Consider the following 14,278-nt stretch of genomic DNA (forward strand, 5'->3'; position numbering starts at 1 on the left):
GGGGATTTGCATGGGGATAGAGGAATTAAATAGTCAAAAATCTGGTTTATTAAGTAGTATAAGTCATCAACAAGGGCAATTGGCTGAATTACAAATGAAACTACGAAGGCTAATAACTGCTAAAGGGAAATTTGTAAATAATCTTGAAGCAATTAAACAAAATCAAGAGCAGTTTAAGTCTTTAGAAATAAACGAGAGTAGTTGGAAAGGGCAAAGAGCAACTACTTTTAAAGAAACGTATGAACAACAAGTTATTTCTAATTTGGGGAGGTTTATTGGAGAACTAGGGAGAGTGCAAGAAGACATCGATCAAGCTATACGGCGGCTTGAAAGAGAAATCGCTGCATGTGAGTCTAGTATTCTTTCTTTAAGTAGAAGTGTTTCAATGGTTGACGCTAGTATTCAAGTAGAAGTACAGAAGGCGGGGAAATGATAAATGGGGGAAATTAAATTAAATAAAGGGGTATTTGATGCGAAAGTAAGTGATTTGAAAAGTGGTGCTAGTGATTTAGGGAAAACGAAATTTAATGATATGAAGTTGAGTCGTACGAATTTGACTAGATTAACTCAATTTTGTGAAGCAATCGAAATGTTATCTCAAAAGGTGCAGCAATATGAACAGTTATTAGAAAATGATTTAAATAACATACAACAAGCCGGGGAGAAAATAGTCGAACAAGATGAACAACTTGAAAAAAGTTTAAGCAGCATTCCGGGCCATTAATTTTGAAATAGGGGGGATGTAAGGTGGACAAAAATATTGAATTACAGGAAGTGAAAGAACTTCAAACGCGCTTTAATTCAAATGTTGAAGAGTTAAATCAACATTTCGAATCAGTATTACAAAAAATAATGGGTGTTACACAAATTAGCTCTTTTCAAGGGAAAACAGCTGATGGAATTAAAGGGTATTTAGCCATGGTTCATGGGAAAATTATTTCTAGTTATATGGAATCAGCTGAGTTATTAAAAGGTCAATTTCAAAAAACAATGGAGGATTTCAGTTCTACGGTTGACAGTGATGCAGATGTCAAAATTTACGGAATTTATTTGGATGATGTAAAGAAAAGAATTAATGGATACAATGAAGGGTTTAATCACTCTAATGACGAAGCGAGACAAACGGTAGGATCCATTAGTGATATTATTGCAATTCAATATCCATCATCCTCAGGAATTACGGAAGGATCTGTAAAAAGCCAAAAAGAAATTAGTGACACGCTTGAAAAGTTAGAAACTTATAACAGTCAACAAAATGACCTGCAAGCGTTTCGTGAAATGATGCATGCATTAGACAGTGGAATGAATCAAATACGAACTAATAGTGGAGATTTTTCTAGTAGTTCAATAGAAAAAATTATGTCTAGCAAGTGGTACGGAACCATAAATAATAGCACTACGGGGGGGAGTAATGGAAATTCAGGAGATGGATTGAGCATTGGAGATATTCTTTTAATGCTTGCAACGAAAGGAACAGTTATAACTGGAAAAATGGGATTCGTATTAGGAGCATTAAATTTTGTTCAAAATGCTAAACCTAAACGTGCTGATCTTATTGATATTCAAAAAGGTTTCTTAGCGAATGGAAAAATCGCGAATACATGGAGTAAATGGCTTAAAGGGGTAAATTCAGCGTTCTCTGTAGCAAGTTCTAAGAGTCTTTTTGGGAAAGGGCTAAAGGAAATTCCATTAGTCGGGAAGGCAGTTACAACTATGGGGAAAGTTGCACAAGAATTTTCCACAATTGAGAAAGTAGCTGCAAAAGTAGGGAATTTAAATCACTCATTACCTGAGAACAGTATTAAAGTAATTAATGTTCCAAAACATATAATAAAAAATTTGAAACCTTTTGGTATACCGGCGGTATTAATAAACTCTGCATTTGAAGTAGGTGAACTTCATACAGCTCTTAAATCAGACAAAACCGGGGTTGAGCAGGCAACCGACGTCACTTATTCTGTAGCAAAAGTTGCAGGTAATACTTACTTTTCGTGGGCTGGAGGTGTAGGTGGTGTAGAAGCGGGAGGTGCATTAGGTACACTAATTTGCCCTGGTATCGGTACTGCTGTTGGAGCTATTGCAGGTGGAATAATTGGAGCTACTGTAGGAAGTACAGTGTTTAGTAAAGCATTTGAATATATTGCACCACGAAAAAAAATGAAAGAATATGCATCGAATTTTACAAAATCTATAAAAAAATGGTTTGAATAAACTTATTAAAGAAAAGAGGGGAATAAAAGTCTTTTAACTAGACTTTTTAACAGTTATGGAAAAAAAATATACGTTTTCTTTAGAAGAATTAGCATTCCTATTAAATTATAAAGATAATCAACCCTTTGCCAAATCACTATTACAAATAGTTTATGATGAGCTTAAAGAAACGGAAACAGAAAAGATCTTTTTAACAGCAGCACATTCCTTATTAGCAAGGAATTTACTAACATTTGATGAACAAAAACAAGAAGTATTTCCAAAGCCTGATGTAGAAATATTATTTAATATTTTTAATCGTCCATCTATTTCTATTTTATTGCAAAAAATTGATTTTCAAAATGATATAACAATCACTGGTAATATTTATAATCAAGGTGACTTTAATATTTCATATCAAAGTACGAATGGAATTGTACATACAATTAAAAATTTATCAGATTATGAATTGTATGCAGAAGCAAAAAATCTATTGCAAATTGAGATTGAAAAACAAAATATAAATATTGATTTAGAAGAAACTTTACCAAATCATGTAGTACAAGAAATTGGTAATCTTATTACTTTGTCTATTGAAGAGGGGAAAAATATTTTAATTGAGAACGGTGTAAAACCTTCACATGCAGAAGTTTTCCTAAATGATATAAAAACAACAAAAAGTATATACAGTGTTATGCGACTTGATACACAAGACAAAGGTGAGGTTATTTCAGATAAAGGTTTCTTTATTATTGAAACAGCACATACACAATGGATATTATCTCATTTAGAAGATAGTACTATATTTGATTTATCACAACTAGACGATAATAGTACATTTACTTTATCTCAATTATCAAAAGGGAATTTTGAAAATGGAATGAAAACATTATTTATAAGTTAAATAGTAGAGAGAGGAATGTAACGCCTTGGATAAAGATCCTAAAACTGCAAAAACAGAAAAAGGTTTATTTGAAAGTGTAATAGCACCTATTATTGTCGGGATTATGTTTATTTTTTTAATTTTATATAAAGTAGCAGAGTTTCTGGGGAAATGGCTCATTATCTTGTCAATACCGAGCTTTATTGTTACTATGTTTATTTTTTTATATCAGAAAGAATATGGAGGTGTATTGGTTGGTGGGATAGGCTTAATAATAATGCTATCGATGTATTTTGTGTTTGTTAGAAAAAGTAAAAAGGGTTAATTCTATGTTGCAAACTAAAAAAGCTTTTTGTGCGGCGTTAAATTTATCTACAAAAATATAATTATTACATGAACGAAGTGAAAATAAAAAAAGTCTATTAAAAGACAGATAATCACCTATTATTTGTGGTTGATTATCTTCTTTTGTCTGTATATCGGTTTGGCTTTTAATCATTATTTAAAGTATGTCATACACCCTACTGTCCAGCTATACGTATCTGATCTTAGCCCGTTCCTTCATTTTTTATCTTAGAAATAGCATGGGCAGAAAGAGCGATAGTTTAAACATGTCGGGAGATTAAGTAGGAGTTACATGATGATAGGATAAATCAAGAACGTGTTGTGATGTAGAGGCACAAATCAAAATAGATTTATAATACCGAAATTAATAGGAGAATCATATGGAAAAATATTATATTTATGAATCGAAAGTTAAATTAATCAGAAGGTTTTTTTTATTCGTTGTAATTGAAGTTTTGTTGCTTATTTTTGTTATATTCACTTTCTCGTCTGAGGAAGCTTACTATGTAAGGGGGGCTATAGTTGGGATCGGTGCATTAATCATGTTAGTTGCTTTGTGGAAAATATTTAAGAAGATTATGAATAGAACACCAGTAGCCATTTTAGAATCAGAGTATATTACGGTTATTAATGATGCTAAATATCCTGTGAAAATCGCTTTAAAAGATGTAAATAGTATTTTACCCTATAAAATTCGCAGGCAGTCGTTCTTAGGAGTTTTGATAGAGGATGATGTTGAAGAGCAATATATAGCTTCTTTACCAACGAAAGCGCAACGGATGTATCGAATTAATAAGCGTACTGGATTTGTACCGTTTAATATTCATATGAACTTATTAGAAATAGACAGAGAAACATTAGTTGCTAAGCTAGAAGAATATCATATGAACGTTTTAGCTCCAGAAGATGAAGCGCAGTAATATAATAGGAGCAGTAACTTGATTTCATTTTTGAAAAATTTTTTATCTGTTATAAATGAAGCATCTCAAAAGAGATAGTTTTGAATAGTATAAAGCTATATGGTGCCAATAGAACCTTCTCTTTTCATGTAAATGAGAAGGTTTTTATTTTAAATCTACATGATTTAAGTAAAGGTAGTTAAAGGTGGGAAACTTGGATGTGGGATATAAAAGAAGAAGATTTAGATGAATTTAGAATTACATGTAGAAATCGTTTAAGCCCTGAAGGAGCTATGTTGTTTATGTTTGGTGGAATGCTTTATAGTTCGTTATTGATGCTTTTTATTTTTGGAGCATTAATTAGATTTGGCTGGGATTACTATCCGACTCTTTTTGACACAGTAATAGTCAGAATGGAATTGTTGTTACATAGCCTACAAGTAATCTTTTTTATTATATATCTGATCCCTAAGGTACGTTTTAAATTTCAAAAGCTCCAGACATTGGTGATATTATTATATGCGTTTCAGTTAGGTACTATAGGTCTTACGGCATTTGTTCTTCCAGGGATGAGTAATTATTCTATTAATTTTACTACGCTTATTTATGTAGGTTTACTAGTATTAGGAGCAATACTTGTTCATGGTGTAACAACAGTTGATACTTTTAAACAAGCAAGTAAAGGTGCATTTAGTATGGGAGAAAGATTTACTTCATTTTTTAATAAGGTAAAGAAAAATGTAATGTTTGGTGTGGCAATTTATGTACTAATTCTTCTTGTTTTAATTTATATACAAAATAATTACTCATTGAGCATAATGTTTGGTTACTTTATATTTACGTTCATCATGTACGCGGTAGCCATAGGTGCAGCAGAGTTCCAATTATTAGCCTATTGCAGATTTAAATTTCCATCATTTTATATTTCATGGGAGGAACATGATAGGGAACGCCAGGAATTCTTAAAGCGTTATAAAGAGAGAGAGGAAAAGAAAGCGAAAGAAATAAAATAAGTTTTGATTTCTGAAAATTCGAACATATTATATAAACAATTAAGGATTGTATATATATCGATGGTATTAAAAATTAAAGTATCTTTAATATAATTCATATAAGTGAAAAAATACCAGTAAGTAAAGGTGAAATGTATTACTTTCCAAAAAAGAACATAATGAACTTAAAAATGCCTAGAGAAATCAACGGGGTGTCAGTATGAAGTTAAAGAAGAAAGCTAAGATGATGATAGTTCTGTCAATAGTATCAAGTTTATTAAGTGGATGTGGTTTTGGGGAGACGAAGATAGAGTATGAGAGATTAGTAAAGGCATTGGATGAAGGTGATATGAAGACGGTTATGTCTGCGAGTGATGATGGATATGCGTATGTGAAAGAACGGGTTATTGACTTTACCACAGAAAAAAATGGTGATGACAGAATTCATAATACGCTATATCAAACTTCTGAAGGTATATTTAATTTGAAAGAAAATTTATTATATGGAGAAACCAATCAAAAAATAACAAGTGATATTACGAACATAAAAGATAGACATAAGGATAATAAATATAAAGAAGAAGAAAAATATAGCACTAGGTTCATGTATAAAGATAGAAAGGCTTACGGTTCTGATTCGAGCTTGGATGTTTCACATGTAAAACTAATTTTTAATAGATTGCAAGGTGTTGGGAATTTACAACTGAAAGTAGAGGGAGATAAAAAGAAAGTTAATGAACCAAATACAGTTGGTTTTATGTTAACGGAATCACAATTTCAAGAAATAATTAACGATAAATTGAATTTACAATATGATAGTTTTGAAAAAGCATCAATTGCATTTAATTTTAACGATTCTAAAGATACGAAACAGCATCCAATGCAAATAATACAATTAACAATTTTAATTGTATATGAAAAGAAAAATAGTGAGGGGAAATTATTAACACATACTCAGCAAATATCTGTGAATTTTAGTGATAAAAAGGATAATGATCAGGAAGCTAAAAAAGATTATGTGAATTATGAAAAACAATATAAAAATGATAAGTGATTAAGTGAGTGTGTGAATTGAAGGGATAAAGTCATGGTGGAACCTTATTCATTATTAAAGAGTAATTCGTTGCTAAGTATAAAATATAGTGGAATAAGTATATTGAAAAATAGTTGCAATGAATATAGAAGTGAAAAAATGATTCTTCTTCAACTAAGTAAGATAAAGCTTATCTGATTGAATAGAGAGAGAGTAGTGTGATGATGAAATGAACAAAAAAAGGGCTTCTAAAATGATTACTATAATAGTAGCAATCATCCTACTACAAGCATGTAGCTTTTTTGAAAAAAAGATAGAGTATGAGTCATTTGTTAAGGCATTGGATGAAGGTGACATGGGAAACGTTATGTCTGCTAGTGATGATGGGTATGCTTATGTGAAAGAGCGGATTGTTGATTTTACTATAGAAACAAGTGGTGATGAAAACCATTATAATACGTTATATCAAACTACTGAAGGTATATATAATTTGAAAGAAAAATTGTTATATGGAAAAACGTCTCAAAGAATAACAAGTAAAACAATAGATGAAAAGGATAGACATAAGGATATTAATTATAAAGAGGAAGAAAAATATAATACAAACTTTATGTATCAAAACGGAAAAGTTCAAGGTTCGGCTTCAAATTTGGATGTTTCTCCTGTGAAATTGATATTTAATAGATTACACGGTGTAGGGAAATTACAACTGAAAACAGGTGGTAATAGAAAAAAATTAAATGAACCAAATTCAGTTGGATTCACTTTAACAGAAGCACAATTTCAAGAAATAATTAATGATAAATTAAAATTGCAATATGATAAATTTGGAAATACATCAATTGTACTTAACTTTAATGATTCAATAGATAATGAAAAACACCCAATGCAAATAACAGAATTAACAATTTCAATTGACTATGAGAAGAAAAATGATGAAGGTAAAATGTTAACACATAGTCAGCAAATATATGTGTATTTTAGTAGTAAAAAAGATAACACTGAAACTGCCAAAGATAAATATAAAGAGTACAAAAAAGAATTTAGTAGCATAGGGAATAAGAAGAAATGATGAGATATAGGTACAAAAGAAAGCATCAACTTAGCAAAAAGAAGTCGCACTCGTTTAGTTAATATAAAACGGTGCGACTCCTTTTAATTTTGTTGAGAAAAAGCTTATCGATACATCGTCCACATTCCAATATCTTTAAACCCTAGTCGTTTATAAATTCGTCCAGCAGTTGGATTGTTATAAAATAGGCAAAGTGTTCGGCCTTCTTTCGTAAAGTCCTGAATCATTTTCTGTAATATGAGTGAAGCATATCCGTTTCCGCGATAATTCGAATGTGTACATACGCCAACTACCATAGCGGATAATGAATTTTCAGCGGAAGTAGAGGCGGATGCGATGATTGCACCGTCTTTTTCAATATAATATGTACGTCCTGTAGTTGTTTCGATAGCTTGCCTTAACATTTTTTCTGATTCATTAGCGGTCGGGAATTCAGAGATGTTACTTCGTAATTGCATAATTCGTTCTATATCATCTAGTGAGGCAAGTTTAATTGTTTCATGAATTGGTGTGTTAGGTAAGTTATTGTCATCTAGACATTCACAAAAATACATTTCATTTTTGGCCCCCAGTTGTATACTTGGAGCAGTTTCAAATCTTTCTACAATAGTTGCCTTACCAGAGAGTTTAAGCGGCTTATATGCTGAAAGAAGTGCCTCATAGTCAGTAACCACAAACTCTTCTTTACTATAAGGTATAAACGCATCATGAAAGCGAAGTAAAATAGATTTTAATGTTCCGCTTTCTTCAAATGCTCCCCATAACTCTTGAAAGTCTGTTTCGTAACCAAAAGCCTCAATATCTCCAATAATAAACAAGTTAAGGGCTACTTCTTCTTTTAGAAAAGAAAATACTTGTTCATGATCTTTCTTTGTTAATTTTCGTATCATAACAAACTACCTCTTTTTTTTTTTTTTTTCTTTTTTCTAAATATTATAACTTTATGTTTTTGAAATCAATATAAAATTTTATGTTTAGTTCACAAACTTTCGGAAAAACTAGGAAAGATATGACAAAGGAGGTTATGAACGGTGGATCATCCAATTCAAGGGTTAATGAAAGCAGCGATGGAAAATTTAAAGGAAATGGTCGATGTAAATACGATTGTTGGGGAGCCTGTTCAAACGGCTGACGGTGGTGTAGTGTTAACAGTTTCTAAAGTAGCGTTCGGTTTTGGAGCAGGAGGTTCTGATTTCCAGACGAATGATGGACAAAGAGCGAATGGTAACCCTGCATTTGGTGGCGGTAGTGCGGGTGGTGTGTCAATTACACCAGTAGCATTTCTAGTCGTGAATAAAGATGGGGTAAATATTCTTCATTTACAAAATGCGACACATTTAGCAGAAAAAATAATTGAATTAGCTCCACAAACAATTGATAAAATTCAATCGATGTTCCAAACAGATGAAAAGAAAGAGGGAAATCATCACCCTCAAAACCCAGATGAAATCCTTTAAAAACGCCTGCTCATAAGCAGGCGTTTTTTCTTGTAATCAGTATGTAATAAAACACATGAAATTGTAAATAGTTTTTGAAGTTTTTTCTATGTTTCTAAAATTTTTCATGTTAAAATATGCTATAGAATTGAAACATATAAAACGAAGGTGGCTAGGTGCTTTGTCTGGAGGATCTGACCAAGTAAACAATATGATATATATTAATGGTAATCGTCGGGGTCATTGTTTTATTACATCTGGAATTACGTTTAAAGAGTTTGCAAGTAACATCCCTTCACCGCTTCATCAAGTATTGCTTTTAAAGCATAATTTTGAGTGGACAGATTTTCATTATCATACTTTATTTGAATATGTTGAGGAAGAAAACATACATAAACTCATTCAAGCAGAGATTGATGAATTTGATGAATTTTGTTGGGTAGATTTCGATGATGCAAGCGATTTAGATGAGTTAGAGCCAAAAGAAATTGCAGAATTATTATATTTGGCTCACAAAAAAGAACCACTTGGAAGAACGTTCTTCCCATTGTTGAAGAATAGATTCGTTTATTTTTCACATGATGACGGTTGGTACAACAAAGTGTATTACCGTAGAATCGGTGATTTTGTAGGAATGCTGAGTAAAGTGATTCCATATAAACTCGGTTCGTTTGGAAAGAAACGTTTTACTTTCTTCCAAAAATCAAAAATTTTCCCAGCAATTTCAAAGGAAGTTATCCTTGGGCTTATGCCGTTAATGGAAGATGGATTATACATTGATTTAGCGGGGAAAATTGAGTCGAGAAGAGGTCTTGAAATTCCGGTATATGTAGTAGGATCATTCGAAAGTACGGATGAGGTACTAGATAATATCGATGAATTGAAAGCGGAAGCAACAGAAACGGGTTGGCTCATTTTTGATAAGAAAGAACAAGAGTGGCAATGGGTTGTAGACTAAGAAAACTTGGCGCATGAAGTCAAGTTTTCTTGTCTTTTGAAAGGAGAACAAATGAAGAAATATTATACAATTGTGGGTATTGTAAGTATTATTCTCGTGGCAATATTACTTATAACTTGTCCGAAAGAATCAGATTTTAAATTGTATTTAGAGGATAAGTATGCATTGGAATGTGACGAGAGTAGCTTTGAATGCACGCAAAATGTAGATGAAAAAAAAGAGAAATTACAGTTTGAAAGTATTGATGCACGAAATGGTGTTTTCTTTATGACTGTAAAGCAAACGTATAAAACAGAAGCTGGTGTTATGAAAGAATATAGCGGAGTAGGTATATTCGGTACATTTCTTTTTGTTTCAGAGAAGACTTTCTAGTAATAGAAGGTCTTTTTTTTATGTTTATGTTCATATAGATGAAGTAAGACAAGCGTAGGAGGGGTATTGATGAAGAAGGGATGTATCGTTTGTGGTGGTGAGGAGTTTTTTTCTTCAACATTATATGCACGTACGAAACAAGATTGGGCATATGCGCCAAACATGTACCGATTTGAAAAGGTGTTTATTGAGCATAGAGATGAAGAAAATTATCCAGTTTTTCAAGAAATTACAGCGAAGCATTGTTGTGGATGCGGTCATATCATGTTGTATCATGAATGAACACACCAAGTATAACTTGGTGTGTTTTTTTTAAAACGCTGACAAAGCAAGCGGATAGAGTAAAGTAAATAAAACAGAAAAACTACCAAAACCAATTGCGGTATATCCAAGTGTTCTCGCTCCAAAATTGACAGCTAATAAGCCAACTAAAATAGCAAGGGAGCCGAGTGTAACAGGATAAAAAGCAATGGAGAATAACGAAAGAAATAATGCGACATAGCCAATCATTGCACCGGTATTTGTACCTTCTATTTCATTTGCAATTTCTTTGCGCTCATGTCTAATCGGAATACCAGCCGGAGATATTTCAGCTGCATACTCTTCGTTTTTTTCACCACTTTTAAAATGATGATTTCTCTTTCTTCGCATGTACATCCCTCTCTTTCAATTGGGTGTATCTATAGTATCTTTCATAAGGAGCAGAACATGAGTATGAGTTAAACCCAAGTAAAGCAAAAATTGGAGAAAATAGATTCCGTTGTTATCCTGTTTATCCCGCTATTTGCCGTGCAGTAAGACCCCCACCTCAAAATTCGGCTGGAGCAAAGAAGTTAGATGGGAGTCGGGCTGCCAATAAAAGCCCGATTGGTTCAAATAATAATCAGTGGGGGCGAACAAACACCCCCACTGATTAAAGTTTCACTTTATCTCCTTATGAAGATAAACAGGGATTTTGGAACATGATGTAGAATGAAATGAATGATAATACGTGAAGGTAGGGGAATGTATGGCGAAGTTTAATTGGCATGAATCGGCAGAGAAAAAATGGGATAACGATGCAGAGTTTTGGAATCAAAATAGTCAAGAAATGTGGGATAGCGGGAGCAGGAGTACAATCATTCCATTTTTTGAGCAGTACGTGGAAAAGGAAGTACAAGTGTTAGATGTTGGCTGTGGTGATGGGTATGGTACATATAAATTAAGTCTTACTGGCTACAAAGCGGTTGGGGTGGACTTATCGGAAGTTATGATTCAAAAGGGTAAGGAGCGCGGAGAAGACCCAAACTTATCTTTTATAAAAGGTGATCTTTCTTCATTACCATTTGAAAATGAGAAATTTGAAGCAATTATGGCAATTAATTCTTTAGAATGGACCGAGGAGCCGTTGCGAGCATTAAATGAAATAAAGCGTGTTTTAAAGAAAGATGGATACGCATGTATTGCAATTTTAGGACCGACAGCAAAACCGAGAGAGAACAGTTATCCGCGCCTATATGGCAAAGACGTTGTTTGCAATACGATGATGCCTTGGGAATTTGAACAGTTAGCAAAAGAACAAGGATTTGAAGTTGTAGATGGTACCGGCGTATATAAGCGCGGAGTAAATGAGAAGATGTTAGGTCAGCTACCTACAGAGTTACAACAAGCGTTAACATTTTTATGGGTATTTATGTTAAAAAACGTATAACAAAATTGAAGGGTTTTAGGAGGTAAATAAGTGCAGAAAATACAAAAAACTGATACAATATCATCAGAATCAATTAAAGGGGGACTAGGGTATATGACAACTACTACAACAGTTAAATCTGATATTGAAATCGCACAAGAAGCAAGTATGAAGAAGATTCAAGAAATTGCAGCTAATTTAAATATTTTAGAAGAAGAACTAGAGCCATACGGACATTATAAAGGCAAGTTATCTCTTGATATTTTTAAGCGTTTACAAGATGAGAAAGACGGTAAAGTTGTTTTAGTAACAGCGATTAACCCAACTCCAGCAGGAGAAGGTAAATCAACAGTAACAGTTGGTTTAGGCCAAGCTTTTAATAAAATTGGTAAGAAAACAGTAATTGCACTTCGCGAACCATCTCTTGGACCAACAATGGGATTAAAAGGCGGAGCAGCAGGTGGCGGTTATTCTCAAGTAGTACCAATGGAAGACATTAACCTTCACTTTACTGGAGATATTCATGCGATTACAACTGCCAATAACGCATTAGCGGCGTTTATTGATAATCATATCCAACAAGGAAACACACTTGGAATTGATACGCGTAAAATCGTTTGGAAACGCTGTGTTGACTTAAATGATCGTGCCCTTCGTAACGTAGTAATTGGCCTTGGTGGACCGGTTCAAGGTGTACCACGTGAAGACGGTTTTGATATTACAGTAGCATCTGAAATTATGGCCGTATTCTGCCTTGCAACAGATATTCAAGATTTAAAATCACGTCTATCTCGCATTGTTGTCGCTTATAATTTTTCAAATCAACCTGTAACAGTTAAAGATTTAGGAGTAGAAGGAGCGTTAACACTTCTATTAAAAGATGCATTAAAACCGAACTTAGTACAAACATTAGAAAATACACCAGCTATCATTCATGGCGGACCATTTGCGAATATCGCTCACGGTTGTAACAGTGTTATCGCTACGACAATGGCAGCAAAATTAGGTGATTATGTTATTACAGAAGCTGGATTCGGTGCAGATTTAGGTGCCGAGAAGTTTTTAGATATTAAAGCACGTGCAGCTGGTATTAAACCAGAAGCGGTAGTTATTGTTGCGACTATTCGTGCGCTTAAAATGCACGGTGGTGTGGCGAGAGATCAATTAAAAGAAGAAAATGTAGATGCGTTAGCAAAAGGTATGGAGAACTTACAGAAGCATGTTGAAACAATTCAAAGCTTCGGTGTTCCTTTCGTAATTGCCATTAACAAATTCATTACTGATACAGATGCAGAAGTTGCATACTTACAAGAATGGTGCAATGAGCGTGGCTATGCAGTATCCTTAACAGAAGTTTGGGAGAAAGGTGGCCAAGGCGGAGTTGACCTTGCTGAGAAAGTGTTAAAAGAAATTGAAAAAGGTGAAAACAACTACGCACCACTTTATGAATTAGAATTACCATTAGAAGAAAAAATTCGTACAATTGCTCAAAAAGTTTACGGCGCAAAAGATATTGAATTTGCTCCGAAAGCACGTAAGCAATTAGCTCAATATGAGGGAGAAGGTTGGAGTAACCTACCGATTTGTATGGCGAAAACACAATACTCTCTTTCAGATGATGCAACAAAATTAGGTCGCCCATCTGACTTTATCGTTACAATTCGTGAATTAAAACCATCTATCGGTGCAGGGTTTATCGTTGCGTTAACAGGAACAATGTTAACAATGCCAGGCCTTCCTAAACAACCAGCAGCACTACAAATGGATGTAAATGAAGATGGAAAAGCAGTAGGTTTATTCTAAAAGGTTGTAATTCATCTCGTTTATCTGTAAACTATATATACATCAAGTGGCGCCTTTCCATCGAAAGGCGCCTGTTTTTTGGAGGAAATTATGTTTGATCCAACTGCTTTTGAAAATTTAAAGGTAATTGTGGAAGGAGCTGTCTATGATTTCGATTTACACGGTGATATTCTCGTAACGGATCGAAAAGATGTGATGGACCTTGCTTCATTAAGTCGTATGTATAGTATTTCATTTCAACTAACAGAAACATTTAAAACGATGGTAGAGGCGACATTTTCACTATCTGTTGATGCAAAGAATTTATCAGGTGAAATATTAGAAGTACCTCAGTTTATACCAGGTTGTGAAATGAAGCTGGAATTCTCGTTCGAAATGGAGCAACCAGAGATAGGATGCGAAGAAATTGAAACTTTATTGCATTCTATATGGGGAAAAGAGCGAATGATTACGCAAAAAATTTCATACGAATATAATAAGCGAGCGATTTCATATCATAATAAGGTAGAGGTTCTATTTCAAAAATCGATTACAGAAGACCATGTTGATGATTTAATAGCTGTTATTTCACACATGATAGAAACGGTGCGAACAATACAACATTTTCTTCAAAAATAGAGATAAAG

Annotated in this window: 18 protein-coding genes; 16 read left to right on the plus strand and 2 right to left on the minus strand. The window is 33.4% G+C overall.

Annotation, left to right across the window (positions count from 1 at the left end):
• The first annotated feature begins 10 nt into the window (after positions 1-10).
• From DN408_RS29395 to DN408_RS29435, 9 genes are all read left to right on the plus strand, one after another.
• Entirely contained in the window at positions 11-433 is a 423-nt protein-coding gene (locus DN408_RS29395; RefSeq protein WP_002127046.1) for a YwqH-like family protein, read from the plus strand.
• 3 nt (positions 434-436) lie between these two features.
• Positions 437-724, plus strand: a complete 288-nt coding sequence (locus tag DN408_RS29400) for a TIGR04197 family type VII secretion effector (RefSeq protein ID WP_003193397.1) — start codon at positions 437-439, stop codon at positions 722-724.
• Between the two features lie 23 nt (positions 725-747).
• Positions 748-2,211, plus strand: a complete 1,464-nt coding sequence (locus tag DN408_RS29405) for a T7SS effector LXG polymorphic toxin (protein WP_078179096.1) — start codon at positions 748-750, stop codon at positions 2,209-2,211.
• Between the two features lie 55 nt (positions 2,212-2,266).
• Complete coding sequence (locus DN408_RS29410) at positions 2,267-3,094, plus strand: hypothetical protein (RefSeq protein WP_003193393.1); 828 nt, start codon at positions 2,267-2,269, stop codon at positions 3,092-3,094.
• 25 nt (positions 3,095-3,119) lie between these two features.
• Complete coding sequence (locus tag DN408_RS29415) at positions 3,120-3,398, plus strand: hypothetical protein (protein ID WP_003193391.1); 279 nt, start codon at positions 3,120-3,122, stop codon at positions 3,396-3,398.
• A gap of 400 nt (positions 3,399-3,798) precedes the next feature.
• A complete protein-coding gene (locus DN408_RS29420) occupies positions 3,799-4,338 on the plus strand; it encodes an STM3941 family protein (RefSeq protein ID WP_003193390.1) in 540 nt (179 codons plus the stop codon).
• Positions 4,339-4,535: 197 nt separating this feature from the next.
• Positions 4,536-5,330 (plus strand): hypothetical protein, encoded by a 795-nt coding sequence (locus tag DN408_RS29425; RefSeq protein ID WP_078179228.1) that lies wholly within the window; start codon positions 4,536-4,538, stop codon positions 5,328-5,330.
• A 199-nt stretch (positions 5,331-5,529) separates the two neighbouring features.
• Positions 5,530-6,363 (plus strand): DUF3952 domain-containing protein, encoded by an 834-nt coding sequence (locus tag DN408_RS29430; protein ID WP_050000277.1) that lies wholly within the window; start codon positions 5,530-5,532, stop codon positions 6,361-6,363.
• 208 nt (positions 6,364-6,571) lie between these two features.
• Positions 6,572-7,414: a DUF3952 domain-containing protein gene (locus DN408_RS29435; RefSeq protein ID WP_078179281.1), complete on the plus strand. Its 843-nt coding sequence runs from the start codon at positions 6,572-6,574 to the stop codon at positions 7,412-7,414.
• Between the two features lie 104 nt (positions 7,415-7,518).
• Here the strand turns inward: DN408_RS29435 and DN408_RS29440 are convergent, their stop codons facing one another.
• On the minus strand, positions 7,519-8,304 hold the full coding sequence (locus tag DN408_RS29440) for a GNAT family N-acetyltransferase (protein WP_078179282.1): 786 nt from the start codon (positions 8,302-8,304) through the stop codon (positions 7,519-7,521).
• Positions 8,305-8,445: 141 nt separating this feature from the next.
• Between DN408_RS29440 and ytfJ the strand changes: the two genes are divergently transcribed.
• From ytfJ to DN408_RS29460, 4 genes are all read left to right on the plus strand, one after another.
• Positions 8,446-8,871, plus strand: a complete 426-nt coding sequence (gene ytfJ, locus DN408_RS29445) for a GerW family sporulation protein (protein WP_002127061.1) — start codon at positions 8,446-8,448, stop codon at positions 8,869-8,871.
• A 160-nt stretch (positions 8,872-9,031) separates the two neighbouring features.
• A complete protein-coding gene (locus DN408_RS29450) occupies positions 9,032-9,808 on the plus strand; it encodes a hypothetical protein (protein WP_002085994.1) in 777 nt (258 codons plus the stop codon).
• A gap of 51 nt (positions 9,809-9,859) precedes the next feature.
• Positions 9,860-10,180, plus strand: a complete 321-nt coding sequence (locus tag DN408_RS29455) for a hypothetical protein (RefSeq protein ID WP_078178738.1) — start codon at positions 9,860-9,862, stop codon at positions 10,178-10,180.
• Between the two features lie 69 nt (positions 10,181-10,249).
• Positions 10,250-10,462: a hypothetical protein gene (locus tag DN408_RS29460; RefSeq protein WP_002012518.1), complete on the plus strand. Its 213-nt coding sequence runs from the start codon at positions 10,250-10,252 to the stop codon at positions 10,460-10,462.
• A 30-nt stretch (positions 10,463-10,492) separates the two neighbouring features.
• Here the strand turns inward: DN408_RS29460 and DN408_RS29465 are convergent, their stop codons facing one another.
• A complete protein-coding gene (locus tag DN408_RS29465) occupies positions 10,493-10,831 on the minus strand; it encodes a hypothetical protein (RefSeq protein ID WP_001253195.1) in 339 nt (112 codons plus the stop codon).
• Between the two features lie 358 nt (positions 10,832-11,189).
• Between DN408_RS29465 and DN408_RS29470 the strand changes: the two genes are divergently transcribed.
• From DN408_RS29470 to DN408_RS29480, 3 genes are all read left to right on the plus strand, one after another.
• Positions 11,190-11,870, plus strand: coding sequence for a class I SAM-dependent methyltransferase (locus tag DN408_RS29470; protein WP_002186017.1), 681 nt, complete (start codon positions 11,190-11,192; stop codon positions 11,868-11,870).
• A 93-nt stretch (positions 11,871-11,963) separates the two neighbouring features.
• A complete protein-coding gene (locus DN408_RS29475; RefSeq protein WP_002031556.1) occupies positions 11,964-13,652 on the plus strand; it encodes a formate--tetrahydrofolate ligase in 1,689 nt (562 codons plus the stop codon).
• Positions 13,653-13,742: 90 nt separating this feature from the next.
• Positions 13,743-14,270 carry a hypothetical protein gene (locus DN408_RS29480; RefSeq protein WP_061689841.1) on the plus strand — a complete coding sequence of 176 codons (528 nt, stop codon included), beginning with the start codon at positions 13,743-13,745 and terminating at the stop codon, positions 14,268-14,270.
• The last annotated feature ends 8 nt before the right edge of the window (positions 14,271-14,278 follow it).

Origin of the sequence: Bacillus sp. AR13-1, from assembly GCF_008042285.1 — a bacterium.
In the GTDB taxonomy this organism is placed as follows: domain Bacteria; phylum Bacillota; class Bacilli; order Bacillales; family Bacillaceae_G; genus Bacillus_A; species Bacillus_A mycoides.

What these genes read in the sequence shown, in the direction of transcription:
- DN408_RS29395 (WP_002127046.1), top strand. Translation starts at nt 11, where the DNA reads ATGGGGATAGAGGAATTAAATAGTCAAAAATCTGGTTTATTAAGTAGT.
- DN408_RS29400 (WP_003193397.1), top strand. Translation starts at nt 437, where the DNA reads ATGGGGGAAATTAAATTAAATAAAGGGGTATTTGATGCGAAAGTAAGT.
- DN408_RS29410 (WP_003193393.1), top strand. Translation starts at nt 2,267, where the DNA reads ATGGAAAAAAAATATACGTTTTCTTTAGAAGAATTAGCATTCCTATTA.
- DN408_RS29420 (WP_003193390.1), top strand. Translation starts at nt 3,799, where the DNA reads ATGGAAAAATATTATATTTATGAATCGAAAGTTAAATTAATCAGAAGG.
- DN408_RS29425 (WP_078179228.1), top strand. Translation starts at nt 4,536, where the DNA reads ATGTGGGATATAAAAGAAGAAGATTTAGATGAATTTAGAATTACATGT.
- DN408_RS29430 (WP_050000277.1), top strand. Translation starts at nt 5,530, where the DNA reads ATGAAGTTAAAGAAGAAAGCTAAGATGATGATAGTTCTGTCAATAGTA.
- DN408_RS29435 (WP_078179281.1), top strand. Translation starts at nt 6,572, where the DNA reads ATGAACAAAAAAAGGGCTTCTAAAATGATTACTATAATAGTAGCAATC.
- DN408_RS29440 (WP_078179282.1), bottom strand. Translation starts at nt 8,304, where the DNA reads ATGATACGAAAATTAACAAAGAAAGATCATGAACAAGTATTTTCTTTT.
- DN408_RS29455 (WP_078178738.1), top strand. Translation starts at nt 9,860, where the DNA reads ATGAAGAAATATTATACAATTGTGGGTATTGTAAGTATTATTCTCGTG.
- DN408_RS29460 (WP_002012518.1), top strand. Translation starts at nt 10,250, where the DNA reads ATGAAGAAGGGATGTATCGTTTGTGGTGGTGAGGAGTTTTTTTCTTCA.
- DN408_RS29465 (WP_001253195.1), bottom strand. Translation starts at nt 10,831, where the DNA reads ATGCGAAGAAAGAGAAATCATCATTTTAAAAGTGGTGAAAAAAACGAA.
- DN408_RS29470 (WP_002186017.1), top strand. Translation starts at nt 11,190, where the DNA reads ATGGCGAAGTTTAATTGGCATGAATCGGCAGAGAAAAAATGGGATAAC.
- DN408_RS29475 (WP_002031556.1), top strand. Translation starts at nt 11,964, where the DNA reads ATGACAACTACTACAACAGTTAAATCTGATATTGAAATCGCACAAGAA.
- DN408_RS29480 (WP_061689841.1), top strand. Translation starts at nt 13,743, where the DNA reads ATGTTTGATCCAACTGCTTTTGAAAATTTAAAGGTAATTGTGGAAGGA.